At 65.3% G+C, this 24,699-nt stretch carries 19 protein-coding genes and 1 tRNA gene; 9 read left to right on the top strand and 11 right to left on the bottom strand.

All coding sequences use genetic code 11. From position 1 onward, the window contains the following. Positions 1–35: 35 nt before the first annotated feature. Positions 36–2,051: a UvrD-helicase domain-containing protein gene (locus HA052_RS18655; protein ID WP_166453058.1), complete on the top strand. Its 2,016-nt coding sequence runs from the start codon at positions 36–38 to the stop codon at positions 2,049–2,051. A gap of 372 nt (positions 2,052–2,423) precedes the next feature. Here the strand turns inward: HA052_RS18655 and HA052_RS18650 are convergent, their stop codons facing one another. Continuing rightward, positions 2,424–3,167 (bottom strand): c-type cytochrome, encoded by a 744-nt coding sequence (locus HA052_RS18650; protein ID WP_166453057.1) that lies wholly within the window; start codon positions 3,165–3,167, stop codon positions 2,424–2,426. A 137-nt stretch (positions 3,168–3,304) separates the two neighbouring features. On the opposite strand from HA052_RS18650, the gene HA052_RS18645 reads away from it, so the two are divergent. Continuing rightward, positions 3,305–3,381 (top strand) — tRNA-Arg (locus HA052_RS18645). A 169-nt stretch (positions 3,382–3,550) separates the two neighbouring features. On the opposite strand, the gene HA052_RS18640 is transcribed toward HA052_RS18645, so the two are convergent. The 8 genes from HA052_RS18640 to HA052_RS18605 form a co-directional block, all read right to left on the bottom strand. Further along, positions 3,551–5,413 carry an ABC transporter ATP-binding protein gene (locus HA052_RS18640; protein WP_166453056.1) on the bottom strand — a complete coding sequence of 621 codons (1,863 nt, stop codon included), beginning with the start codon at positions 5,411–5,413 and terminating at the stop codon, positions 3,551–3,553. A gap of 192 nt (positions 5,414–5,605) precedes the next feature. Continuing rightward, on the bottom strand, positions 5,606–5,797 hold the full coding sequence (locus HA052_RS18635) for a hypothetical protein (protein ID WP_166453055.1): 192 nt from the start codon (positions 5,795–5,797) through the stop codon (positions 5,606–5,608). Between the two features lie 379 nt (positions 5,798–6,176). Then, entirely contained in the window at positions 6,177–7,061 is an 885-nt protein-coding gene (locus HA052_RS18630) for an NUDIX hydrolase (RefSeq protein WP_166453054.1), read from the bottom strand. 176 nt (positions 7,062–7,237) lie between these two features. Next, positions 7,238–8,935 (bottom strand): exodeoxyribonuclease V subunit alpha, encoded by a 1,698-nt coding sequence (gene recD / locus HA052_RS18625; protein WP_166453053.1) that lies wholly within the window; start codon positions 8,933–8,935, stop codon positions 7,238–7,240. 66 nt (positions 8,936–9,001) lie between these two features. Further along, positions 9,002–9,736, bottom strand: coding sequence for a substrate-binding periplasmic protein (locus HA052_RS18620; protein ID WP_166453052.1), 735 nt, complete (start codon positions 9,734–9,736; stop codon positions 9,002–9,004). After that, positions 9,711–11,195, bottom strand: coding sequence for a polyphosphate:AMP phosphotransferase (gene pap / locus HA052_RS18615; RefSeq protein WP_166453051.1), 1,485 nt, complete (start codon positions 11,193–11,195; stop codon positions 9,711–9,713). Before pap ends, HA052_RS18620 begins: the two co-directional genes overlap by 26 nt. Positions 11,196–11,308: 113 nt before the next feature. Next, positions 11,309–14,902 (bottom strand): exodeoxyribonuclease V subunit beta, encoded by a 3,594-nt coding sequence (recB, locus tag HA052_RS18610; protein ID WP_166453050.1) that lies wholly within the window; start codon positions 14,900–14,902, stop codon positions 11,309–11,311. 85 nt (positions 14,903–14,987) lie between these two features. Next, on the bottom strand, positions 14,988–15,857 hold the full coding sequence (locus HA052_RS18605; protein WP_206118956.1) for an SDR family NAD(P)-dependent oxidoreductase: 870 nt from the start codon (positions 15,855–15,857) through the stop codon (positions 14,988–14,990). Here HA052_RS18605 and HA052_RS18600 point away from each other — a divergent pair. Beyond that, positions 15,842–16,537, top strand: coding sequence for a S4 domain-containing protein (locus tag HA052_RS18600; protein ID WP_166453049.1), 696 nt, complete (start codon positions 15,842–15,844; stop codon positions 16,535–16,537). The two genes, HA052_RS18605 and HA052_RS18600, sit on opposite strands and share 16 nt — an antisense overlap. Here HA052_RS18600 and HA052_RS18595 read toward each other — a convergent pair. Together HA052_RS18595 and HA052_RS18590 are read right to left on the bottom strand one after the other, a co-directional pair. Continuing rightward, positions 16,510–17,676: a glycerate kinase gene (locus HA052_RS18595; RefSeq protein ID WP_166453048.1), complete on the bottom strand. Its 1,167-nt coding sequence runs from the start codon at positions 17,674–17,676 to the stop codon at positions 16,510–16,512. The genes HA052_RS18600 and HA052_RS18595 overlap by 28 nt on opposite strands. A 37-nt stretch (positions 17,677–17,713) precedes the next feature. Beyond that, on the bottom strand, positions 17,714–19,033 hold the full coding sequence (locus tag HA052_RS18590) for an MFS transporter (protein ID WP_240937420.1): 1,320 nt from the start codon (positions 19,031–19,033) through the stop codon (positions 17,714–17,716). A gap of 184 nt (positions 19,034–19,217) precedes the next feature. Between HA052_RS18590 and HA052_RS18585 the strand changes: the two genes are divergently transcribed. The 6 genes from HA052_RS18585 to HA052_RS18560 all read left to right on the top strand — a co-directional run bounded on the left by HA052_RS18585 (position 19,218) and on the right by HA052_RS18560 (position 24,699). Further along, positions 19,218–20,354, top strand: coding sequence for a sugar diacid recognition domain-containing protein (locus HA052_RS18585; RefSeq protein ID WP_166453046.1), 1,137 nt, complete (start codon positions 19,218–19,220; stop codon positions 20,352–20,354). A gap of 73 nt (positions 20,355–20,427) precedes the next feature. Next, on the top strand, positions 20,428–20,652 hold the full coding sequence (locus HA052_RS18580; RefSeq protein WP_166453045.1) for a DUF485 domain-containing protein: 225 nt from the start codon (positions 20,428–20,430) through the stop codon (positions 20,650–20,652). After that, on the top strand, positions 20,649–22,160 hold the full coding sequence (locus HA052_RS18575) for a sodium:solute symporter family transporter (RefSeq protein WP_166453044.1): 1,512 nt from the start codon (positions 20,649–20,651) through the stop codon (positions 22,158–22,160). The genes HA052_RS18580 and HA052_RS18575 overlap by 4 nt, the downstream gene beginning before the upstream one ends. Continuing rightward, positions 22,157–22,780, top strand: coding sequence for a glutathione S-transferase family protein (locus HA052_RS18570; RefSeq protein WP_166453043.1), 624 nt, complete (start codon positions 22,157–22,159; stop codon positions 22,778–22,780). The genes HA052_RS18575 and HA052_RS18570 overlap by 4 nt, the downstream gene beginning before the upstream one ends. Positions 22,781–22,799: 19 nt before the next feature. After that, positions 22,800–23,315, top strand: coding sequence for a cupin domain-containing protein (locus HA052_RS18565; protein WP_166453042.1), 516 nt, complete (start codon positions 22,800–22,802; stop codon positions 23,313–23,315). 1 nt (position 23,316) lies between these two features. Further along, the gene (locus HA052_RS18560; protein WP_166453041.1) at positions 23,317–24,699 is read left to right on the top strand and encodes an FAD-binding oxidoreductase; all 1,383 of its coding nucleotides are present in this window, start codon (positions 23,317–23,319) and stop codon (positions 24,697–24,699) included.

Raw genomic sequence — 24,699 nt, 5'->3', positions numbered from 1 at the left:
CTGCGCCCCGCCGGGCCCCTTCCCCCGATACCGCCATGTCCGCTCCCTTGCTCAATCCGCCGCAACGCGCGGCGATCCAGTATCTTGACGGCCCCTTGCTGGTGCTTGCCGGCGCAGGCTCCGGCAAAACTCGGGTCATCACCTTCAAGATTTCGCACCTGATCCGCGAAGGCGGCATCAGTGCGCGCAATATCGCCGCCATCACCTTCACCAACAAGGCCGCGCGCGAGATGCTGGAACGGGTGGGCAAGCTGATGACGCCGGCGGAAATCCGCGGCATCACCGTATCCACTTTCCACTCGTTGGGCATGCAAATGCTGCGCCAGGAAGCGCCGCATCTAGGCTATAAACCGCAATTCTCCATCCTCGACGCCTTCGATGCCGGCAAGATCATCTCCGACATTCTGAAAACCACCTCAAAGGACGAGGTGCGCAAGGTGCAGAGCCAGATCTCTCTATGGAAGAACGATCTGAAAACGCCGGACCAGATGCTTCTGGAAGCCCAAGGCGAATGGGAAAGCATCTGCGCCACCACGTATGTGGCCTATCAAGACACCTTGAGCGCCTACCAGGCGATGGACTTCGACGACCTGATCCGCCTGCCGGTGCAACTGTTCCAGCGCAATGAAGAAGTGCTGCAGAAATGGCAGCACAAGCTGCGCTACCTGCTGATAGACGAATACCAGGACACCAATACCTGCCAGTACCAGCTGGTCAAACTGCTGACCGGCCTGCGCGGCATGTTCACCGCGGTGGGCGACGACGACCAGTCCATCTACGCTTGGCGCGGCGCCAATATGGAAAACCTGCGGCTGCTGCAAAGCGACTTCCCCAAGCTCAAGATCATCAAGCTGGAGCAGAACTACCGCTCCACCGCTCGCATCCTGCGCGCGGCCAACTCGGTGATCTCCAACAACCCCAAGCTGTTCGAGAAACAATTGTGGAGCGAACTGGGCCTGGGCGAGCCCATCCACGTGATTCAGTGCAAGGACGAAGAGCACGAGGCGGAGACCGTGGTGCAAAGGCTGCTGGCGCACAAATTCGAATACCGCACCGAATTCAAGGACTACGCCATCCTCTATCGCGGCAACTACCAGGCGCGCATCTTCGAACAAGCCTTGCGCAACCAGCGCATCCCTTACCAGATGGCCGGCGGCCAGAGTTTTTTCGACAAGCCGGAAATCAAAGACATGCTGGCCTATATGCGCTTGATCGCCAATCCCAACGACGACCCGGCCTTCATCCGCGCGCTGACCACACCCAAGCGCGGCGTAGGCGCCACCACGCTGGAACGTCTGGGCGCCTGGGCCGGCGAACGCGGCAAGAGCCTGTTCGCCTGCGCCCATGAGGAGGGCTTCCGCCTGCAGGTGCAAAAAGCCCAACTCGAACCGTTGGAGCAATTCTGCGACTTCATCGCCAATCTGCAATACCGCGCCACCCGCGAGGACGGCGGCCCGCTGGCGATGGAGATGATGCAGGCCATAGGCTACGAGGCCTGGCTTTACGATAGCGAGGACAGCCCGCGCATCGCCGAAACCAAGTGGAAGAACATCCTGGAAATGGTGAGCTGGCTCAGCCGCAAAGGCGAGGACAGCGGCAAGAACCTGGTGGAACTGACCCAGACCATCGCGCTGATCACCATGCTGGAAGGCCGCGAGGAAGGCGAGGTGGACGCGGTGAAGATGTCCACGCTGCACGCATCCAAGGGCTTGGAATACCCTTATGTGTTCCTGGTCGGCACCGAGGAAGGCATCCTGCCCCACAGCGAATCGGTGGACAACGGCATGGTGGAGGAAGAACGCCGGCTGATGTACGTCGGCATCACCCGCGCGCAGCGCATGCTGACGCTAACCTATTGCGTCAAGCGCAAGCGCGCCGGCGAATGGCAGTTCGTCGAGCCGTCGCGCTTCATCGCCGAGATCAACGGCGATGATCTACGCCACTTCGGCAAACCCGGCGCCGAGCCCATCGTCAGCAAGACCGAGGGCAAATCGCGGCTGGCCAACCTCAGCGCCATGCTGGCCAACAAGGAGAAACCAGCGGATTCCTGAAGACGCCGACGGCACAGGCGAGAACTTGCTTCCGCGCCGCCAGTCTCGGCCGGCCGCCCAAAAGAAAATGGCGCCAGCGGCGCCATATGAAGAATGAGGAACATCTCTGGGTGAAGCGAAAGTGGAAACCCACTAAATCCCCACACCAAGCCGCGAAGCGCCTGACGCTTCACGACCTAAACAGATGAACCCATCATGCACCATGCGCCTCCGAAGGGCACCTGTCCCTTCTTACAGCGGGGTTTTGTTGACATAGCACATTGCCATTTCATCCGGCAAAAATATCCCAAAAAACATAGAAATCCTTGCTTTTAGGCGATAAAAAACGCCTTGCTATGCCGCAAGGCGTTTTTTGCTGCGCTGATTAGCCGATTATTTGGAATTATTCACCATGTACTCGACAGCGGAGCGGAACTCGGCGTCGCTGCCGGTGTAACCGCCTTTGGCCGGCATCGCATTCAAGCCCTTGATGCCGATCTTGACCACTTCGTCCAGGCCCGGCTTCAGACGCACGGCCCAGGCCGCCTTGTCGCCGAACTTAGGCGCGCCGGCGATGCCGGCCGCGTGGCAGGCCATGCACACGCTGTCATAGATCTTCTTGCCTACCACGGCCGGATCGGCCGCCGCGGCCGCGCCGCCTGCGCCGCCCACCGGCGGTTCAGTGAACTTTCCGCCCGCGGAGTTGCCCATATAGGCTACCGCGCGCTTCACTTCGTCATCGCTCAAGTCGGTTGCGCCGCCCTTGGCCGGCATCGCGTTGAACCCCTGCAGCGCGTGCTGGGTCAGCATGTCCCAACCTTTGGCGATGCGCGAGCCCCAAGCGGCGGTGTCGCCAAACTTGGGTGAGCCGGCGAGGCCGGTGCCGTGACAGGAGATACAGATGCCTTTATATACCTGTTCGCCAGTGCGCATTCCCGGAGGCGCGTCGCTGGCCTTGGCTTCGCCGACCGGTTTCAGGCGAGACGCGATGGCCTCCTTGGTCATTACTTCGGCATCCACGTTGTAACCGCTGGTAGCCAGCTTGGCCAAAAGCCAAATTGCCACCACAAGAAAGACAACGACGCCAACCAGCACTTTGATGACCTGGCCGGGAGCCATTCCGTTCTCATTACTCATTACGAGCCTCGCCTGGAATTAATGACATTTAAAATAGGATAATTATACGGTAAGCCTGAAGGCAAGGCAAAACCATACACTGGACTCGGGTAAGGAAGTTGCGCTATGATGCGGGCCTGCCTCAAAGCAAGCACAGCGCACCCGTAGCTCAGTTGGATAGAGTGTCAGTTTCCGAAGCTGAAGGTCACAGGTTCGATCCCTGTCGGGTGCGCCACAACTTCTCGAAGTTTTCCGTTTTTCCCGCTTTTCCCCATTATTTGCCACGCTGAACGCCAAAACCACGTTTTTGTCGAAACGCGCCCTGCGCCGCCCTGCTTCTCTAGCCTCGCTGCAATAAAAAAGCGGGCCGCTCACGCGTCCCGCTTCGTTTTATTCGTCCGGCCTCAGGCCAGCGTGGCCACCGGCTCGGCCGCGTCGTCATCCTCTTCGCCGAGAAAGCCTCCGCTCTGGTGCGCCCACAGCCGCGAATACAACCCGCCTTTGGCCAACAGGCTGCGGTGGTCGCCCTCTTCCACGATGCGCCCCTTGTCCAGCACGATCAGCCGGTCCATCGCCGCGATGGTGGACAGCCGGTGGGCTATAGCCACCACGGTTTTGCCTTCCATCAGCCGGTATAAGCTGCGCTGGATCGCCGCTTCCACTTCCGAATCCAGCGCGCTGGTGGCTTCGTCCAGCAATAGGATGGGCGCGTCCTTCAACATCACCCTGGCGATGGCGATGCGCTGGCGCTGGCCGCCGGACAACTTAACGCCGCGTTCTCCTACATGGGCATCGTAGCTGCTGCGTCCTTTCGGATCGCTCAGAGTCAGGATGAAGTCGTGCGCCTCGGCACGGCGTGCGGCCGCCTCCATCTCGGCGTCACCGGCGTCCGGCCTGCCGTAGAGCAGGTTGTCGCGCACAGAGCGGTGTAACAAGGAAGTATCCTGCGTCACCATCCCCACCTGGGCGCGCAGGCTGTCCTGCGTCACATGAGCGATGTCCTGGCCGTCAATCAGAATGCGGCCGCCGTCCAGATCATAGAAACGCAACAGCAAGTTGACGATGGTGGACTTGCCCGCGCCGGAACGACCGACCAGACCGATCTTCTCGCCCGGGCGTATCGTCAGCGACAATTGCTCGATCACGGTCTTGCTCCCGCCGTAACTGAAGTCCACTTGGTCGAAGCGGATTTCTCCCTGCTTCACTTCCAAGGGCTTGGCGTCGGCCCGGTCATTGATCGAGACCGGCCGCGACAAGGTGGCGATGCCGTCCTGCACCGTGCCCACTTGTTCGAACAGCGAAGCCATCTCCCACATGATCCAGTGCGAGATGCCGTTCAGGCGCAGCGCCATCGCGGTGGCCGCCGCCACCGCGCCGACGCCGACTTCGCCCATGCTCCACAGCCACAAGGTGGCGCCGGCGGTGCTGGCGATCAGCAACATGCTCAGGCTGTGGTTGATGATTTCGAAGCCGCTGATCAAACGCATCTGACGATAAGCCGTGGCCAAAAATTCCTGCATCGCGCCGCGGGCGAAACCAGCCTCGCGCTGGGCGTGCGAGAACAGCTTCACCGTGGCGATATTGGTATAGGCGTCGGTGATGCGGCCGGTCATCAGGCTGCGCGCGTCGGCCTGGGCGGTGGCGGCCAGACCCAGGCGCGGCACGAAGAAATACAGCGTAGCCACGTACAAGGCCAGCCAGGCTAGGAAGGGCCACAGCAAACGGCTATCGAAACTACCGACCACGGCGATCATGGTGACGAAGTAAATCACCACGAACACCAGAATGTCGGCGACGATCATCACCGTTTCCCGCACAGCGATCGCGGTTTGCATCACCTTGGCGGATACCCGGCCGGCGAACTCGTCTTGATAAAAGTTCATGCTCTGCCGCAGCAGGTGGCGATGGAAATTCCAGCGCAGCAGCATCGGAAAATTGGCGGAAATACCCTGATACTTGATCAACGCCTGCAGGGCGATCAGCAAGGGGCTGGCCAGCAGAATGCCAGCCAGCAGCAGCAGATTATGGCGCTGCGCGTCCCACAACAGCGCGGGCTTGACCGAGCTCAGCCAGTCCACGACGGAACCGAGCATGGAGAACAGCAAAGCCTCAAAAGCGCCGATGCCGGCGGTCAGCAGAATGACGGCCGCAATCAGGCCGCGCAAGCCGCGGGTGCAGAACCACAAAAATGGGAAAAAGCCCTTGGGGGGTTGGGCGGGAGACGTGTCGGGATACGGATAGATCCGCTTTTCGAACCAGTTGAACAAAGATCGCTCCAGTGCAGAGACCGCCGCTTGGGCCGCGCCTGCTTTGGGTTTAATAGGAAGTAGGACAATAGCCAAGGGCTGGAAATCGCGCAATGGAAAATTAGCGCCGGCCATGGCTCCATTTGTCATATTCAGCCAATAAACACGAACGGAGTTTATTTGCCATCAACTACATTGGCTAAAACGCGACAGTCAGCAAAACTCCTCAAGCTTTTCCGTCTTGCGGCTGCGCAGGTCCACCACGCGGTGAATCTCGATGCGCAGCTGGCCGCGGTAGATGTTCCACATCACCAGCGCGGCCCGCCGCGCCTGCTCCTGGCTGGGGTGCAGCGGCCCGCTGTCGTCGACGCCGAACTGCTCCGAGATCAGTTTCAAACGATACATCCCCCTTGCGCCCCCCAAGGCCGCGACGGCTTCCATCACCGCCGACAAAAAGTGAGAAACTCGCCATGCCGCCGTTTCGTTAATCCTGCCAAAATAATTTCAATGGCATAATCAAACGCAAGCCAAGCGCCGTTTCGTAGATGGCGGCGTCCTATGGCTCGGTGTTTGACGTGGGGTAACAGCGCGGGCCTTTGGCCCATGGCATTTATTGACGGATTTTTCCGCTCTTGTGAATGATTCTACCCATAACTAGCGGTGTCAGGCAAAGATTCCTGAATTAATTCACGCAGTTGTAACATAAACCAAGGGCAGTTTTTCCAAACGCCGCGCTGGGCCAGGCGGAACCGCCGAGGAGGAGGCCCCGCGCTTTCGAAACCCGCTAGTGAGCCAGCGCGTGCACGTCGTGCAGCTGCGGACGGCGGATGCGCGCCAAGGCGGCATCTATCGTCGGGGTGTGCTCTCCCCAATAGCCGTGGCGCGCCAGGCAGTCGGTAGCCACCAGCGCCGCATCTATCATGAAGCGCTCTTCCAGCAGCAAATGCTCGACTTCGGCAAACGGCGTCAGGATGTGCTCTGCCACCTCGCCGTCCTGGCTACAGGGGATTTCGCCGGATTCCAACCACAGATCGAAAGCGTAAATCCATTCGCGATGCAGGCCTCGCTGCACGGGACGCTCGGCCAGCAGCAAGCTAGATTGCGGCAAGCCCAGCACCTGCTCGCGGCGCACGCCGGCTTCTTCCCAGCCCTCGCGCTCCAGCGCCAGCTCAATGGTCTCTCCGGCGGCCACGCCGCCGCCAACCAGATTGTCCATGCGATTGGGATCCACCGCCTTGTGCGGACTGCGGCGCCCCACCCACATCCGCACTTCGCCGGACGGCAACCGGGTCAACCCGTTCAGGTGCACGGCGCGGCTGGTCAGGCCCAGCGGACGGAAGGCGGCACGCTCCAACTCGAAATAAGGGGATCCATCGTGGCGGAAAGCGGTGAAGTTTTCATTGCGCCAGCCATTGAGCCACCCGGCCTGCTGCCAGCGTCGCGCCGCTTGGGCCAGCGCGTGGCTGATGCTGCGGTAACTGCCGTCTAGACGGCAATGCAGTTTCTGGTATTGCTCCTCGAACAGCTGCGACTCGCTGTTCAGCAAGCGTTCCTTCCACGCCGCGTTGACCCACCCCAAACGCTCCTTGCCGATATACAAAGGCGTGAATTGCTGACGATCAAAACGGGTGATCTTGTCGAGATAGGCCAGAACCGCATCCACTTGCATTGCCGACTCCGCTGCGATGTGTTTCGGGAAGGCTGCATCTTAGGATGCTTCTTCGGCTTTGACTATATCTGGCGTAACAGCCGGCAAATAAACAGATTATTTTGCGGTGGGATGTTGCGGAATTGTCTCGGCGGCCAATACGGAAACCACTTCGCCCGCCCAATTTAACAACAACGTCATTTTAATTTATCGGCCAGCCCGGAGTCACGTTGCGGCGCCGCGGCAGCCGCTTGTTCCCACACCAGCTGCGCGCCGGACACGACGAAGCGCTCCCGCGCCCGGGTGATCGCGGTATACACCAGCGCCCGGTTCAGCAAGGGCCCCGCCGCTTCCGGCAGTTGCAAACACACCTCGCCGAACTCGGAACCCTGGCTCTTGTGCACCGTCATCGCGTACACGGTATCGTGTTGCGGCAGGCGGCCGGGAGCGAACTCGCGCCAGCCGCCGTCGTCTCCGGGAAAAGCCACCCTCAAGCCGGCCTCGCGCTGCACCGTGAAGCCGATGTCGCCATTGAACAGGCCCAGGCCGTAATCGTTCTCGCTGATCATCACCGGACGCCCCGGATACCAGTCACGGCCGGTCGGTTTGTCCCCGTCGGCTTCCAGTTGCCGCTCGATGCGCAGATTGAAGGCCTCCACCTGCCGCCGTTCCGCCGCCAGCAACATGAAACCGGCGAAGGCCCGCTGGCGCTCGGCCAGCGGCTCGCCGGCGCGCACCGCCCGCCAATACGGCCGCCAGCGCGCCAACACCTCCGCCGCGTCCAGCGCCGGCACCGCCTCCACATCCCTCCACGCCGGATCTTGCAACACCACCCAACTGCCGGCGCCGTCGCCGGCGTTCACCCTCCTCGCCAGTTCGCCGATGCCGGAGTCGGCGCCGAAACGATGGCTGTGAGTGAGCAGCGCCACGCAATCGGTGAGCTTGCCCCCCGCGCCCGGCGTGGGCGGCAGAGTTTCGCCGCAGTTCGTCCGCAGCCAGTCCAGGGTGTCCGGGCGGTAATGGATGTCTGCGCATAAATCGCCCAGCACCGCGCCGGCGTCCACCGAGGCCAACTGATCGCGGTCGCCCAGCAGAATCAGCCGCGCCTGCGACGGCAAGGCCTCCACCATGCGCGCCATCAAGGACAGGTCTATCATCGACGCCTCGTCCACCACCAGCACGTCCAGCGGCAAAGGGTTGCCGGCGTGATGGCGCGGCGCCGCCGCGCCCGGGCGCAAGCCCAGCAGCCGATGCAGGGTCTGCGCCTGCTGCGGCAATTGCCGCAGCGTGTCCTCGGCCAAGACCAGCCGCGCGCGCGCGCCGCGCACTGATTCCGACAACCGCGCGGCGGCCTTGCCGGTGGGCGCGGCCATCGCCATGACCAGCGGCCGCGACGATAGGCCGGCAAGCAAGGCCAACAGCTTGAGCACGGTGGTGGTCTTGCCGGTGCCCGGGCCGCCGGAAATGACCATCAAGCGCTGGCGCGCCGCCAGAGCCGCCGCCAGCTTCTGCCGGTCCGGCCCCGTCGCGGACGCCGAACCGAACAGGGCCCCCAGCAACGGACGCAAGCGCGCACCGTCCAGCGCCGGCCCCGGCTCGGCCAGGGCGGCCAGGCGCTCGGCAAGCCGTGCTTCGTCGAACCAATGACGGGCGAAATACAAGCGGCCCGCCGCGTCCAAGATCAAGGGAGCGTAGTCGCCGGGGCGGCCGACCAGCGCGCTGGCCTGCAAGGCCTTGCGCTCCGGACGCTGCGCCAGCGGCAGGCAGACGTGGCCGGCCTGATTGGCGCTGGCCAGCTCGTGGATCAGCGCCAACGCGGCCTCGTCCACGCCGGGGTCGAGGCGGGCGAACAAGCGCGCCAGTTCGGCGGGCAACAGGGCTTGCTGGACAGACATGGGCGGGAATCCGGATGCTTTGCGCTCCGCGCGGCGCGGAGCTTGAATGGGAAAACTTGAAGCGCTTCAGCGCAATTTGCCGCTATCTTGCAGCTGCTGAATCGCCTTGTCCAATTGCGGCAACAGTTGCCGGTATTGCGGATGCAGGCGCAACATCACCGGCACGCTTCCCACGGCGTCGCCCGCCGCGCAGGGCTGCGCCTCCGGCGCGCGGTTCAGCAGCGCGTCCAACTGACGCTGGCTCAGGACGATGGCCTGCATGCTGCCCTGACGCAGGCCGCTAAGCAAATCGCTCTCGCTGGCGGCCTCCAGCCGCTTGAGCTGGCCGCTGGCGAAACCGGGCTCCAGCACAGGATAAGTCCGCCCCTGCAGCACGCCCAGGCTCAGGCCGTTCAAGCTGGCCGGCGTCGCGCCCTTGCGCCGTTTTCCGGCGGCGAAGCACAGCCGCAGCGTCTGCACGTCGATGGGTCGGGTGTAGAAGCCGGCCACCGGGGACAAGGCTCGCCAGGCCGGATTGACTCCCACCTCCACATCCACCTTGCCCACCTCGAACAATTGCTGCAGCCGCGACGACGGGTAGTACTCCAGTTCGAAACGGATGCCGCTTTGCCGGCCGATCAGCTCCAGCGCGGCGCGGTACTGGGTGGCCAGCGCGCCGTCCTGCGCGCTGTAAAGCGGGCCGAAGCTGTCGTTGGCCACGCCGGCGCGCAGGCTGGGCGCCGCCGCGGACACGGCCTGCGCCGCCAGCAGCAAGGCAATCAGCCTGACGCCGCGCTCAAGCAAGCCGGGTTTCCAGCGCATCGCAAATGGTTTTGAGAATTTTGATGCGGGCATAGTATTTATTGTTGGCCTCCACCAGCGTCCACGGCACTTTGCTGGTGCTGGTGCGGTCCACCATATCGCTGACGGCCAGCTTGTAGGCGTCCCATTTATCGCGATTGCGCCAGTCTTCCTCGGTGATCTTGAAGCGCTTGAAGCCGGTTTCCTCGCGTCCCTTGAAGCGCGCCATCTGCTCTTCCTTGCTGATGGCCAGCCAGAATTTGACGATGACGGCGCCGTTTTCGCTCAGTTGATGCTCAAAGTCGTTGATTTCGTAATAGGCGCGCATCCAGTCCGCCTCTTTGGCGAAGCCTTCCACCCGCTCCACCAGCACCCGGCCGTACCAGGTGCGGTCGAAGATGGTGATGCCGCCCTTGCCCGGCACATGACGCCAGAAGCGCCACAACCAGGGCTTAGCCTTTTCTTCCTGGGTGGGCGCGGCGATGGGCACCACTCGGTAGCGGCGCGCGTCCAGCGCCTGGGTGATGCGGCGGATGCTCCCGCCCTTGCCGGCGGCGTCGTTGCCTTCGAAAGCCAGCACCAGCGAATGCTGGGCGAAACGGGGGTGCCGGGTCAGCCGGTGCAGCCGGCCCTGCAATTGCTCCAATTCGGCCTTGTACTTGGCCTTGTCCATGGATTGGTTCATTTTCAGGGTGTCCAGCAACAGCTTGTTGTCTATCGGCGCCAGCAACGGCGGCGCGTCTATCAACTCGGCCTTCGAGCCCTGCGCCTGCGCCAACCGGTTGCGAATGGCGTTGAGCAGGGTGTTCCCCACCGTCAGGCTACGGTAATTGGCGTCCTCGCCATCCACTACCACCCAGGGCGCGGCGGCGGTGTTGGTCAGCCGCAGAATGTGCTCGGCGGACTTGCGTATCTTGTCGTAGCGCTCGTAATGCTCCCAATCGGTCTTGGTCACGCGCCAACTGCTGGCCGGATCTTTTTCCATTTGCTTGAGCCGCTTGTGCTGCTGCTCCCGGGTCAGGTGGAACCAGAATTTCAGCACCAGCGCGCCGTCCATGGTCAGCATGCGTTCGAAGCGCAGGATGTCGAAGATCTGCTTGTCCAGCGCATCGCGGTCGCTGCGGGCGAACACCCGGTCGAACAAGGCGTCGGAATAATAAGAGCCGAAGAACATACCGATGCGGCCCTTGGCCGGCAGTTGCATCCAGTAGCGCCACATCCAGGGCCGGGCGCGGGCGTCGTCGTTGGCTTCGGCGAAAGCCACGGTGTCGATCAGCCGCGGATCCAGCCATTCGTTGATCAGATTCATGGTTTCGCCGCGGCCGGCGCCGTCGAAGCCGTGAATCAGGATCAGCACCGGAAAGTCGGCCTTCTCCTTCAAATCGTATTGCAGGTCCAGCAAGGCCTCGCGCAATTTGGGCATGGCTTCGCGGAAAGTATTTTTATCGATGCTATGGCCGATTTCGGCGGATTCGAACATGATGCGTCCTTGTTATTGTCGGTTCGCCCCGGCGCTACTCTCCCCTTCCGGTCGCGTTCCACTTCAGATAGTTCAGCTTAGTCCCATGACCGCAGCTTGCGCACTCCGCATTCCTACGCATGCCCGGCGAACCATTGGTCCAACGCCTCCAGAAGGGCCGGCGCGGGTTGATCGCTCCAGATCCCGCAAGCCTCGACGCCAACGCCACGCAGATAAAGATAACGCACGCCGCCGAAGCGGGCGGCGAAGTCCACGCCGCGAGCGCTGAAATAGCGCCGCAGGGCCACACAGTAAATCAGGTATTGCAGGTAATAATGTTCTTGAGCGATGGATTCCGCCAGCCGCTCGGCGCGATAGTCTTCGTGCCACCCTCCCAGGTGGTTGGATTTATAGTCCACCAGATAAATGCGTCCGTCGGACTCGAACACCAAGTCCATGAAGCCCTTGAGAAAACCGCGCACGGTGGAAAAATCCAACTGCGCCGCCGCCGCGCGCAAAGGCGCGGCCAGGCCGTGTTCCGGCGCGGACAGGATGGCGGCCAGCTTCGCCACCTCCAACCTGGGCGCCGGCAACATGAACTCCATTTCCACCAGCCGCTTGCCGTCCGGCACTTCGGCCAGCTTCACCCCCGGATCGAGTTCCGCGTTCAGCGTGGCCGCCACCATTTCGCAAGCGGCGTCGCCCCACTCCGGCGCGAAGCCATGCTTGGCCAGGGCCAGCTCCACCGCCTGACGCAGGCCGGCGTCGTCCACGCCGAAGCTGATGGTTTCAAAAATCTCGTGCAGGCAGGTGCCGGCCTTGGCGCCGCGCGGAAAACCGAAACGATCCTGGGCCGGGGGCGCTTGCGGTTCCGCCGGCGCCGCCGGCTGCCCCGCGTCGTGGTCCGGGCTTTCCTGCCATTTGCCGGCCGCCTGAGCATGGGTCAGCGAGGTGAAACTGGCTACCCGCCACGGCGCGGCCAGCCGGCGCGCGAACGTTTGGGCCAGATAATCCCGCCCTGTTTCGCGCCGCGCGGCCAAGGCCGGCCCCGCGCCGTCCTCCTCCAGCACCGCGCACGCGCCCACCGCCGCGGCGTTGGCCGCCGCCGCGAAAGCGTCCAGCTCTCGCTTAAGCACCCCGGCGTCCAGTTCCAGCGCCTCCAGTTCCGGCAGCGCGCGCGCGTCGCGGCCATGCAGCAGCCAGCTCAAAGCCGCCGTCTCCATGCCGCGCACCCAGCCCCAGCACAGGTATTGGCGGTACTGCGCCCGAGTCAGCGACACATAGAGCAGGCGCAGCTTCTCCGCCAACAGCTCGCTGCGCGCCGCCAGCTTCACCCCTGCGTCGGCCGCGGCGTCCGGCGCCAGCCAGGATTGATCTTCAGCGTGGTAACGCCAGAACGCGGCGTCGCGCCGCTCCAGCGCGCCGCCCCACAGAAAGGGGCAGAAGGCCACCGGATACTGGAGACCCTTCGCGGTGTGGATGGTGACGATCTTGACCAGGGCCGCGTCGCTCTCCAACCTCAACACCGCCTCCTCTCCGCCCGGCGGTTGCGCCACCCGCGTCTCCAGCCAGCCCAGCAGCGGCGCCATGCCCTGACGCTGGTCGCTCTCTTGTTGCAACAATTCAGCCAGGTGCGACAAATTGGTCAACCGTCTCTCGCCGTCCGGCAGCGGCAACAAGCGTTCCGCCACCCGTTCCCGAGCGAAGAAATGCCGCCAGGCCGCCATGAATCCGCGCTCGCGCCAAAGCAGGTGGTCTGCGGCGTTGGCTTGCAGCTGCGCTTCCCAACGCGTCTCGTCCTCCACCCTGGCCAGCAATTCGCCGGCGTCGACCCCGGCCAGTTCCGTCACCAACGCCGCGCGCAAGCGCGCCTCGCTGGCCGGTTCCGCCCAAGCGCGCAGCAAGGCCAGCATCTCGCCGGCCTCGCGGCTGGCGAACACGCTTTCCTGGGTCAGCGCCACGCTGGCCACGCCGCGCTCCGCCAAGGCCTGCCGCACTCGGTCGCCCTGGCGGTGGGTGGACACCAGCACCGCGATGTCGCCGCCGGCCAAAGGCCGTCGAGCGTCGCCGGCGACAATGGCGGCGCGGCCTTCGGCGGCCAGCGCCAGCAAGCGCGCAATCTCGTCGGCGCTGGCGTTGGCCGCCAGTTCGGCGGCGTTCTCTCCACTGGCGGCCTTGTCCGCTTTCTCCGGCTGCAGCCATTGGAAGCAGAACGACGGCCTGTCGTCGTCGATCTCCAGCCGGCCGCCGGAGGCCGGTTGCGCCGCCACCGGCTGATAGGCGATGCCCTCGATCAGAAACGGCAGTTCCCGCGCGAACAAGGCGTTGACGGTGCTCACCAGCGGCGCCTCGGACCGGCGGTTGGTGTCCAGCGTGTAATGATGTTGCGCGTCTCCGCGCGCCGCCAGGTAGGCGAAGATGTCGGCGCCGCGAAAGCTGTAGATGGCCTGTTTCGGGTCGCCCACCAGGAAAACCGGCCGCTGCTGCGCGACGAAGCAATGTCGGAAGATCGCGTACTGGATGGGATCCGTGTCCTGAAACTCGTCGATCAGCGCCACCTGGAAGCTGCGGGCCACATGGGCGGCCAGCAGCGGTCCGCTAATCGGATCGGCCAGCGCCGCCCCTAGATCGGTCAGCAAATCGTCGAAGCTGCGGCTGCGCTCGCCCGCCCGGCGCGCGCTCAGTTGCTCGTTGGTCCAGGCGATCAGTTCCAACTTGAGCTGGGCCACGGACAGCGCCACTTCGTCCAGATAAGCGTCCCAGGCCCCCAGCCAGGCCCCCACCAGCTCGAACAAGGGGTGTTCCGGTGCGGCGTGGCCTTTCTTCATCCCCTTGGCCAGCGAGGCCGGCAGCAATTTGTCCAGCTGGCGACGGCTTTCCTTGTCCAGCACCGGCGTGGTTTCCGGTGTCGTCAGCAGGCTGTCCAAAGCGCCTATGGCGCGCTCGACGATGGCGGAGCTGTAGCTACGCGCGTTGAAACCCGCGGCGGAGCGCAGCAAATCGGCCGCCTCCGCCGCGTATTCCGGCCGCGCCGCCAGCGCCCGCCAGCCTTGCTCCACCGCGAGCAAGGCGCGCTCCAGGCCGGCGGTGTGCGGCGCGCGCATGCGCAGATAAGGTTTGGACAGATAGGGCCGGATGTCCGCCAGCCAGCCGTCCGGGGTTTCTCCGTTGTCCACCAGCACCTGGGCCAACAAGGGGTCGTCCACCACCCGTCGACGCCAGAAGTCGTCGACGATTTCGGTCAAGCGTTCCTCGTCGTCGCTAACCAGTTCCGCCTCGAAAGTCTGGCTGCTCTCAAAAGCGGCGTCGGTCAGTACCCGCTGGCAGAAGCCGTGGATGGTGTAGATGGCGGCGGCGTCGAAGCCGGTGATCGCGGCCTTGAGCCGCTGCGACGCCTGCTCCCGCGCCGCGCCGGGCGGAAAACGCGCCGCCAACGCCGACAGGAAGGGATCTCCGCCAACGTCGCCTTCTCCGGCCAGCGTCTGCGCCAGTTCGCTCAGCCGTCGACGCAGGCGCTCGCGCAGCTCGGCGGTGGCGGCCTTGGTATAGGTGACCACCAGTACTTGATCGACGGTGGGCGGCGGCTGGCCGTCGCGCTCTTCCAGCAATAGCCGGGCGAACAGGGCCGCGATGGTCCACGTCTTGCCGGTGCCGGCCGAAGCCTCGATCAGGTTGATGCCGGTCAGCGGGCAGTTCAGCGCATCCAGCGCTTGGGGAAGCAGGCTCATAATGGCGACACTTTAAAGCGATTTGAGCATTTAAACGACCCGGCAAACGGGATTAGATGCGCTTGTCCGCGCCGCGCGCCCGCGTTCAGAAGCGCTCGTCCAGAATCGCGGGCAGGATAATTTCCCGCGCGAAGGAGGCGTCGGACAAATTCAGCAAAGCCCGCGTCAAGCTCACCACGTCATGCAGCGGGATCAGTTGGCCGGCGCCGCGCTCGGCGGCTTGCTCGCGGGGCACGGACAAATCGTCCTCCGTGTTAAGGTAGCCCAATTGCAGGCAAGTCACGGCCAGACGCTGCGCGCGGTATTCCTCACGCAGCGCGTCGGCCATGCCGCTCAAGGCAAATTTGCTGGCGGCGAAAGCTACTTCGGGGCGGCCGCTGCGCGGCAGGCCCGATGTCGACCCGGTCAGGATGAGCTGCGGCTTGGCCGCGCCCGACATGCGCGGCAGCAGATGTTTGAGCAGCAGAATCGTCGAAGCGATATTGACCTGGACCACTTCCATCAGCTCCAGATCCGAACAACGGGAAAACGCATAAGACGACTCGAACGCCTCTCGCTCCCAAATACCCACATTGCACATCACCACGTCCAGCCGTTCCGGAAGCGCGCTCATGACCTGTTGCACGGCCAGGGCCGGATTGGACAAATCGGCTTCGATCCAGTCCACGTCAACGCCGGTTGGCGGCTTCAAGTCCTCCGGCCTGCGCCGGGAAACGCCGATCACCCGGTCCCCTTTTGTCCCCAGCCCTTCCACAAAAGCCTTGCCAAGACCCCGGCTCGCTCCAATGATCAGTATATTCACGGCCTCTCCAAAATGAATCCGCGCGGCGGTCACGCGGCGGCACCAGACGAGAAGGATACTCGATTCGTCAAATTTGTCGGCCGCGCCGGCAAAGGGGATAATCGCCGCCCGAACACCCGCACTCAAGGCCAGACACAATGAGCGACGCTGCAATCCGACTTTCAAAACGCATGGTGGAACTGGGCCTGTGCACGCGGCGCGAAGCCGACGCCTGCATCGAACAAGGCTTGGTGAAAGTGGACGGCCAGACCGTCACCGCGCTGGGCAGCCGGGTGGAACCGCAACAGCGCGTCGAACTCATGGGCCGGCCCGACACGCAGCGCGAAGCGGCGGTCACCCTGCTGCTGCACAAACCCGCCGGCGCCGAGCCGCTGGCCCTGCTGGGGCCGGACAGCCAGTTGCCGGGCGATATCAGCGGGCTGAGCTGGCTGCCGCGACATCGCCAGCATCTGCAAGGTGTCGGCGCCATCGCCGACCACGCCCACGGCCTGGTGGCGCTGACCCAGGACCGCAAGCTGACGCAGCGGCTGGCCGATTGCCAGCTGGAGTTCCTGATCAATGTCGACGCTGCGCCCGCCGCCGACGACCTGCAACAGCGTCAAAAAGGGCTGCGCCCCGGCGGCAAGCCGCTGCGCGACCTCAAGGTTTCGCGCCAGAGCGACCGTCAGCTGCGCCTGGTGCTCGCGGCGCGCGACGCGCGCTGGCTGGACGATATCTGCGCCGACTTGGGCGTCAGCCCGCTGGCGCTGCGCTGCATCCGCATCGGCCGGCTGGCCATCGGCCAGTTGGCCCCCGGGCAGTGGCGTTATGTGCCGGATTTCGAGCGATTCTGAGAGCTTAGCTTCATGCCCAGAGCCAATGCCGCCGCCGCGTTGCGCGCGGCGCGGCTCACATTGTCCGCGGCCTCGGCCAGAGCCTGTTCCTGACTGCACGGCCGGCTGACCGCGGCGAACACCGCATCCAGCCCGTGCGCGTGGGTCAGTTCGCTGCCCGCGCCCAAACAACCGCCTATCGCCAGCACCGGCACGCCATATCGCTGAGCGACGCGGGCGACGCCAATCGGCGTCTTGCCTTGCACGCTCTGGCTATCGATGCGGCCTTCGCCGGTCACCGCCAGATCGGCGTCGGCCAGCGCCGCGTCCAGGCCGACGGCCTCCGCGACGATGGCGCTGCCGGAACGCAGACGGCCGCCCAAGCAGGCCAGCAGCGCGGCGCCCATGCCGCCGGCCGCGCCGGCGCCGGCCTCTTCGGCCGCCGCCACGCCCGACGCGCCCTCCATCAACACCGCGAAATGCGCCAGCGCCGCGTCCAGTTCCGCCACCATCGCCGGCGTCGCGCCCTTCTGCGGCCCGAAGACCGCCGACGCGCCGCGCGGGCCAATCAGGGGGTTGTCGACGTCGCAAGCCACATCGATGCGGCAGGCCGCCAAGCGCGGGTCCAGCCCGGACAGGTCCAGCCGCGCTAGTCCCGCCAAGGCCGCGCCGCCAGCCGGCAGGTCTCGTCCTTCCGCGTCCAGCAGCCTCGCGCCCAAGGCCTGCAGCATGCCGGCGCCGCCGTCGTTGGTGGCGCTGCCGCCTATGCCCAGCACGAAACGGCGCGCGCCCGCGTCCAGCGCGTCGCGAATCATGTCGCCGGTGCCGTGGCTGCCGGTCAGCAAGGGATTGCGCCGCGCCGGCGGCAACAGCGCCAGGCCGCTGGCGGCGGCCATTTCTATCACCGCCACGCCGTCCGCGGTCAAACCGTAGCTTGCGGACAGCGTCTCGCCCAACGGGCCTCGCGCCGCAGCCTCGCGCCGCTGGCCGCCCAACGCGTCCAGCATGGCTTGCACCGTGCCCTCGCCGCCGTCCGCCATCGGCAGCTTGCGATAGCGAGCGGCGGGAAACACCTGGCGGAAGCCGTCCTCTATCGCCTGAGCCACCTGCAGCGCGCTCAGGCTTTCCTTGTAGGAGTCCGGGGCAATCACGATTTTCATGCGGTTTTCAATCACAAGAGATGACAAGAGCAAGATATTAGCGATTGACCAGCCGCGGCGGAATCCTCAGCACCAGCAAGGCGCCGGACAGCATCACGCCGGACAGGATGTACAGCGCCGGGTCCGTGCTGTGGGTCAGGTCCTTGATCCAGCCCACCAGGAAGGGGCTGACGAAACCGGCCACCTGTCCCAGCGAATTGATCAAGGCCAGCCCTCCGGCGGCGGCGGCGCTGCCAAGAAAGGCGGTGGGCAGCGGCCAGAACATGGACAGGCCGGCCAGCGCGCCCATGGTGGCCAGGGTCAGGCCCAGCATGGACAGCCAGACCGCGCCGCCGCTATTGGCCGCCAACAGCAGGCCCAGCACGCCCATCAGCAGCGGCAGCACTACGTGCCAACGGCGCTCCCCGCGCCGGTCGCCGGAACGGCCAACCCAGACCATGAAGAAGCAAGCGGCCAAGTAGGGCAAGGCGCTGAGCCAGCCAATGACGCCGGCGTTCTGGAAACCCAGGCTCTTGATGATGGACGGCAGCCAGAAGTTGATGGCGTACACCCCCATCTGGATGGCGAAGTAAATCGCGCCCAACATCCAGACATTGGCGTTGCGCAACACGCTGGCGAAAGACTGCTCCATTGGACGCTGCGCCGCGCGCCGCGCCTCATCGTCGATCAGAGCCTGTTGCATCGCCGCCTTTTCTTCCGCGCTCAACCAGCGCGCCTGGGCGATGCCGTCGTTCAGATAGAAATACACGCCCAGGCCCAACAGCACCGTGGGCAGGCCCTGTAACAGAAACAGCCATTGCCAGCCGGCCAGGCCGCCTTGCCCGGCGGCGAAATGCTGCAGCATCCAGCCGGATAACGGCCCGCCCAGCACGCCGGACACCGGGATCGCCGACATGAACAGCGCCATCACCTGGCCGCGTTTGTCCGCCGGAAACCAACGGGTGAAGTAGAGCACGATGCCGGGGAAGAAACCGGCCTCGGCCACGCCGGTGAAAAAACGCAGCACATAAAAAGATTGCGGCGTGGAAACAAACATCAGGCAGGCGGACAGCGTGCCCCACACCAGCATCAGCAGCGCGATCCAGCGCCGCGCGCCCACCTTGTGCAACATCAGGTTGCTGGGCACGCCGCACAACACATAGCCGATAAAGAAAATGCCGGCGCCCAAGCCGTAGACGGTTTCACTCAAGCCCAGCGCGTCCAGCATCTCCAGCTTGGCGAAGCCGACGTTGACTCGGTCCAGATAGTTGAACAGGTAACAGACGAAAATGAAGGGAATCAGCCGCCATACGGCTTTCTTGTAAGCGCCGGCCAGAATGTCTTGCCGCGGCGCGCTCAGGGTGTCGCTAGGGTTCAAATCCATCTCCTCTGCGCGCGGGGACCGTCCCTCCGGCGCGTCTCCTTGGTTCTGATGAATATTGTTTTTGTATCGTGCAGCTCATTCTGGTCAGCGCGCCCGGAAAATGCTTCATGCAAGCGCACTATTTATATCGGATCAATCCAAGGATATATTGGGCAAAAGCACATCAACGGGAGTGTCCATGTCCATTCTGACCACGGAACTGGCGCAAGACATCGTCAGCCGCACCATGCGCATCATCCCTTTCAACGTGAATGTAATGGATGCCCAAGGCGCCATCCTGGGCAGCGGCGACTCCGACAGGCTGGGGCAATTGCACGACGGCGCGCTGTTGGCGCTGGCGCAGCGACGCACGGTGGAAATCGACGACGTCACCGCCGGCAAACTGCACGGCTCCCGCCCCGGCATCAACCTGCCCTTGCATGTGGACGGCCGCATCGCGGGCGTGGTCGGCCTGACCGGCCAGCCGGAACAGGTTCGCCAGTTCGGCGAACTGGTGCGGCTCACCGCCGAGATGATTCTGGAACAGGCCCAGTTGCAGCGGGCGCTACAACACGACGCGCGCCAGCGCGAAGCCTTTGTGCTGGAGTGGATACGAGGCGAGTCCGGCGCGGCGCTGGACGCTTGGGCGCAGCGACTGGGGCTGAGGCTGGAACAACATCACGTGGCGCTGAGCCTGCAACTGGATGAAGAGGGCTTGGCCGCCGATCAGGCTCAGGCAACGCTGCAGCAGTTGCAATCAGGGCTGGCCTCACGCTGGCCGCGGCTGCTGAGCGCGGTCACCAGCCCTTACGAACTGGTGCTGGTGGAGGCTTGCGGCGAGGACGACGAAGCCGAACGCGAAACGCTGCTGCAACGCCGGCTGCGCTCACTGGCCGCCTGGCTGGAAGAGACGACGGCGCCCGGCTTCCGCCTGGGCATGGGCATTGCGCTGCCCGGCCGGGACGGCGCGGCCCAATCCTGCCTCAGCGCGCGCGCCGCCGCGCGCATCGGCCGGCAACGGCAACCCCAAAAGCAGGCTCACAGCTATTACGAACTGGCGCTGCCGGTGCTGCTGTCCGGCCTCGACCACGGCTGGCAGGCCCAACAATTGCGGCAGCCGCTGCAACGGCTGGAGCAGGCCGGCAAAAGCGGACTGCGCCGCACCGCCGAGGCCTGGTTCGCCCACCAGTCCCACCCCGGCGCCACCGCGCGGGCGCTGCACATCCACCGCAACACGCTGGACTACCGGCTGGGCCGCATCGCCGAAATCACCGGACTGGACCTGGAACGCCACGAGGACCGTTTCCGGCTCTACGTCGCGCTGCTGCTGGGTTGACACTCGCTCGTCGATAGCCGCGGCATGATGGCCGGATGCGCTACACTAGCGCTTTTCTCCCTAACGCCCTGCCATGACGCGCGCCACCTCTCTCTCCCGCCCTCTGGCCTGGACCGCCGCCGCAGGCTGCCTCGGCTACTACTTGCTGCTGGCGCTGCGCCCGGCCTGGCTCGGCGCCAAGTTCGCCGGCTGGCCGGCGTCCATTCTGCTGGCGCTGGCCATGTTTCTGCTGTTCTTCCTGCTGGCCGCCGGCTACGCGCTGGCCGCCGGCCGCGCCGACGACTCGGAGAGCCGATGACTCACGCCTCCGCCTTTTTCCTTTTATTCGTGTTGCTGACCCTGGCCATCACCGCTGCCGCCGCGCGGCGCACCGCATCGGCCGGCGACTTCTACACCGCAGGCGGCCGCATCCGCGGCTGGCAGAACGGGCTGGCTCTGGCCGGAGACTACCTGTCCGCGGCGGCCTTCCTCGGCGCCGCCGGCCTATATCTGTCCCAGGGTTACGATTCGCTGGCCTACGCCGTCGGCACCCTGGCCGGCTGGCCGCTCTTGCTGCTGCTGTTGGCGGAAAAGTTGCGCGGCAGCGGCTGCTACACCGCCGCCGCGGTGCTGGGCCGACGCTTCGACCACAACGGAGTGCGGCTGGCCGCCAGCGTCAACTCGCTGACGGTGACGCTGTTTTATCTGATCGTGCAAATGGTGGGCGCAGGCAAGCTGATTGAGCTGCTGTTCGGCCTCCCCTATCTGGCCGCCGTGAGCCTGGTGGGCGCGCTGATGGTGCTCTACGTGGCGCTGGGCGGCATGCTGGCCACCACCTGGGTGCAGATGGTCAAGGCGGTGCTGATGTTCGGCTGCGCGCTGCTGCTGGCCGGCGGCGTGCTCGCGCGCTTCGGCGGCGATCCGACGCGGCTGTTCGCCGCCGCCGAGGCGCTGCGCGGGCCTCAGGCCTTCCTGCCCAGCCCGGCGCTGAGCGATCCGCTGGAAGTCCTGTCGCTAGGCCTGGGGCTCTGCCTGGGCCTGCTGGGCCTTCCCCATGTGCTGATGCGCTTCTTCACCGTGCCGGACCGGCGCGCCGCGCGGCAGTCCGCCTGCTTCGCCACCGGCCTGATCGCGCTGTTCTTCGCCGTCAACATCGTCATCGGCTACGGCGCGCTGGCGCTGGTGGGGCCGGAACCCGGCTTCCACGACGCCGCCGGCAAGCTGCTGGGCGGCGGCAATATGGCCGCCATCCATCTGGCCACCCTGCTAGGCGGACCGGCCTGGCAGGGCCTGGTGGCGGCGGTGGCCTTCGCCACCATCCTGGCGGTGGTGGCCGGCCTGGCCATGGCCGGCGCCAGCGCCATCAGCCACGATCTCTACGCCGCCTGGTGGCGGCGCGGCCGCGCCGACGCCCACGCCGAATTGCGGGTGTCGCGATGGGCCACCGTCGGCCTGGGTCTGCTGGCGCTGCTGCTGTCCACGCTGTTCCAGCAGCAAAACATCGCCTTCCTGATGGGCCTGGCCTTCGCCATCGCCGCCTCGGCCAATTTCCCGGTACTGCTGCTCGCCCTTCACTGGCCCGGCCTCAGCGCGCGCGGCGCGCTGTGGGGCAGCCTGGGCGGGCTTGTCGCGGCGGCGGCGCTGATCGTGGCCGGCCCCGCTGTGTGGGTGGGCGCGCTGGGCCACGCCAAGCCGCTGTTCCCTTACGCCAACCCTGCGCTGTTCTCCGTGCCGCTGGCCTTTGCGCTGGCTTGGCTGGGTTCGCGCCGCGACGCAACGGCGGTATCATCGGCTAGCCAAACTTCGAATCGATCCCAACGCTCATGACCACACTGACTCTTTACGGCAACCGCCTGTCCGGCCACAGCTACAAGGTGCGCCTGGCGCTGATGCTGGCCGATGTTTCCCATGATTACGTCCATGTGGACCTGGCCGTGCCGCGCGAGCAGCGGCCGGAGGATTTCCGCGCCGCCAGCCGCTTCGGCGAAGTGCCGGTGCTGGTGGCCGACGGCACCGCGCTGTGCCAGTCCAACGCCATCCTGCAATGGCTGGCCAATAATTTCGGCCAGCTCAGCGGCGAGCACGGCAGCCGGGAAACCGTGCGCGAATGGCTGAGCTGGGAAGCCAACCGCGTTGGTCTGTCGGTGCCCAATCTGCGCTGGTCGCGGCTGAACCGCCTGCCGCAGCCGGAAGTGGAGGCCTGGCTGGAACAGCGCGCGCGCGCCGATCTGGACACTCTGGACGCCGCGCTGGCCGAACAACCCTATCTCGCCGGCCAGCGGCTGAGCATCGCCGACCTGTCCGCCAGCGCCTATCTATGGTGGCTGGCCGACGCCGGCCTCGACATCGCCGGCTGGCCGCGAGTAGAAGCCTGGCTGGAACGCATCGCCCAGCAACCGGGCTGGCAGCACCCCGACGTGCTGATGGCGCCGGACATTCCCGACTGACCGCCCACGGAGCCCCTCCATGTCCTCCCGTCCCGATTGCATCCAACACTGGAGCGAGTTGATCGAAGCCGACTCGCAAAGCTACCCCGACAGCCGGGAGCCGCTGGCGCGCGGCGCGGCGCTGGGCAAGCATTACGGCTTCGCCCGCCTGGGCATCCATCACGAACTCTTGGCCCCAGGCCAACGCACCAGTTGGCCGCACGCCGAAAAAACCGAGGATGAGTTCGTCCATGTGCTGGAGGGCGAGCCCGACGTCTGGCTGGACGGCGTGCTGCACCGGCTGCGGCCGGGCGATTCAGTCGGCTTCAAGGCCGGCACCGGCCTGGCCCACACTTTCATCAACAACACCGCGCAGCCAGTGCGCCTGCTCTGCGTCGGCGACGTCAACCGCGACGACAATCAGGTGCACTACCCGCTGCACCCGGCGCGCAACGCCGCCATCGGCCCGCAGCACTGGAGCGACGCGCCGGAGCGGCCCTTGGGCGATCACGACGGCTTGCCCGACCTGCTGCGCGCGGCCGGAGGCCCCTTCTGACATGCACGATTTTCTCCAGGCCGTCGCGGCTCTGATCGGCCCGGCCCACCTGCTGACCGACGCCGCCGACACCGCGCCCTACACCCTGGACTGGCGCCGCCGCTACCAGGGCCTCCCGCTGGCGGTGGCGCTGCCTAGCAGCACGGCCGAGGCCGCCGAGCTGGTCAAACTCTGCCGCCGCCACCAAGTGGCCATTGTGCCGCAAGGCGGCAACACCTCCACCTGCGGCGCGGCCACGCCTGACGCCAGCGGCCGCCAATTGGTGGTGGCGATGCGGCGGCTGCGCGCCGTGCGCAAGCTGGACGAGGACAACAACGCCATCACCGTGGAGGCCGGCGCCACGCTGCGCGAAGTACAGCTGGCCGCGGAACAGGCCGGACGGCTGTTTCCGCTGTCGCTGGCCTCGGAAGGCAGCTGCCAGATCGGCGGCAACCTGTCCACCAACGCCGGCGGCGTGGCGGTGCTGCGCTACGGCACCATGCGCGAACTGACGCTGGGCCTGGAAGTGGTGCTGCCGGACGGCCGAGTGCTGGACGCGCTGGCCGGCCTGCGCAAAGACACTACCGGCCTGGATCTCAAGCAATGGTTCATCGGCGCAGAGGGCCAGCTGGGCCTGATCACCGCCGCCACGCTGAAGCTGTTCCCGCTGCCCAGCGCCCGCGCCACCGCACTGATCGGCGTCGACGACATCGAAACCGCCATCCTCTGGCTCAACGGCCTGCGCCAGCGCTTCGACGACCGCCTCACCGCCTTCGAGGTGATCGAGGCCGATTGCCAACAGGCGATAGCACGCCACCGGCCCGGCCAATTGCCGTTCACCGCGCCGTGGCTGCTGTTGATCGAGTTGTCCGACGGCGGCGGCGACGCCGCGCTGAACGAGGCGCTGCTGGACTGGCTGGCCGGGCAGGCCCCGCGCGACGGGGTGGTGGCGCAAAGCGAGGCCGAGCGGCGCAAGCTGTGGCTGCTGCGCGAAGAGATTTCGGAAATCCAGAAACAGGACGGGCCCAGCATCAAACACGACATTGCGGTGCCCACCTCGGCCTTGCCGCAACTGGTGCGCGACTGCGGCGCCGCGCTGCGCCAAGCCTACCCCGGCGTGCGCATCGTCGCCTTCGGCCACGCCGGCGACGGCAATCTGCATTACAACATCAGCTACACCCGGCCCGGCAACGTCGATCTGTTCGACGACGAGCCCGCGGTCAACGCCATCGTCTACGACCACGTCTACCGGCTGGGCGGCACGCTGGCGGCCGAACACGGCATAGGCCAGCTCAAACCCCAATGGCTGGAGCGTTACAAGGACCCGCTGGCGCTGGAGCTGATGCGCTCGCTCAAGGCCGCGCTGGACCCGGATCGGCTGATGAATCCAGGCAAGTGGTTGTAA

Origin of the sequence: Chromobacterium fluminis (genome assembly GCF_011602385.1) — a bacterium.
GTDB classification, from domain to species: Bacteria; Pseudomonadota; Gammaproteobacteria; order Burkholderiales; family Chromobacteriaceae; genus Chromobacterium; species Chromobacterium fluminis.
This window is presented reverse-complemented; position numbering and strand designations above follow the sequence as displayed.

Coding starts and splice junctions, on each gene's coding strand:
- HA052_RS18655 (WP_166453058.1), top strand. CDS start 36: ATGTCCGCTCCCTTGCTCAATCCGCCGCAACGCGCGGCGATCCAGTAT.
- HA052_RS18650 (WP_166453057.1), bottom strand. CDS start 3,167: ATGAGTAATGAGAACGGAATGGCTCCCGGCCAGGTCATCAAAGTGCTG.
- HA052_RS18635 (WP_166453055.1), bottom strand. CDS start 5,797: ATGTATCGTTTGAAACTGATCTCGGAGCAGTTCGGCGTCGACGACAGC.
- HA052_RS18630 (WP_166453054.1), bottom strand. CDS start 7,061: ATGCAAGTGGATGCGGTTCTGGCCTATCTCGACAAGATCACCCGTTTT.
- recD (WP_166453053.1), bottom strand. CDS start 8,935: ATGTCTGTCCAGCAAGCCCTGTTGCCCGCCGAACTGGCGCGCTTGTTC.
- HA052_RS18620 (WP_166453052.1), bottom strand. CDS start 9,736: ATGCGCTGGAAACCCGGCTTGCTTGAGCGCGGCGTCAGGCTGATTGCC.
- pap (WP_166453051.1), bottom strand. CDS start 11,195: ATGTTCGAATCCGCCGAAATCGGCCATAGCATCGATAAAAATACTTTC.
- recB (WP_166453050.1), bottom strand. CDS start 14,902: ATGAGCCTGCTTCCCCAAGCGCTGGATGCGCTGAACTGCCCGCTGACC.
- HA052_RS18600 (WP_166453049.1), top strand. CDS start 15,842: ATGAGCGACGCTGCAATCCGACTTTCAAAACGCATGGTGGAACTGGGC.
- HA052_RS18595 (WP_166453048.1), bottom strand. CDS start 17,676: ATGAAAATCGTGATTGCCCCGGACTCCTACAAGGAAAGCCTGAGCGCG.
- HA052_RS18585 (WP_166453046.1), top strand. CDS start 19,218: ATGTCCATTCTGACCACGGAACTGGCGCAAGACATCGTCAGCCGCACC.
- HA052_RS18580 (WP_166453045.1), top strand. CDS start 20,428: ATGACGCGCGCCACCTCTCTCTCCCGCCCTCTGGCCTGGACCGCCGCC.
- HA052_RS18575 (WP_166453044.1), top strand. CDS start 20,649: ATGACTCACGCCTCCGCCTTTTTCCTTTTATTCGTGTTGCTGACCCTG.
- HA052_RS18570 (WP_166453043.1), top strand. CDS start 22,157: ATGACCACACTGACTCTTTACGGCAACCGCCTGTCCGGCCACAGCTAC.
- HA052_RS18565 (WP_166453042.1), top strand. CDS start 22,800: ATGTCCTCCCGTCCCGATTGCATCCAACACTGGAGCGAGTTGATCGAA.
- HA052_RS18560 (WP_166453041.1), top strand. CDS start 23,317: ATGCACGATTTTCTCCAGGCCGTCGCGGCTCTGATCGGCCCGGCCCAC.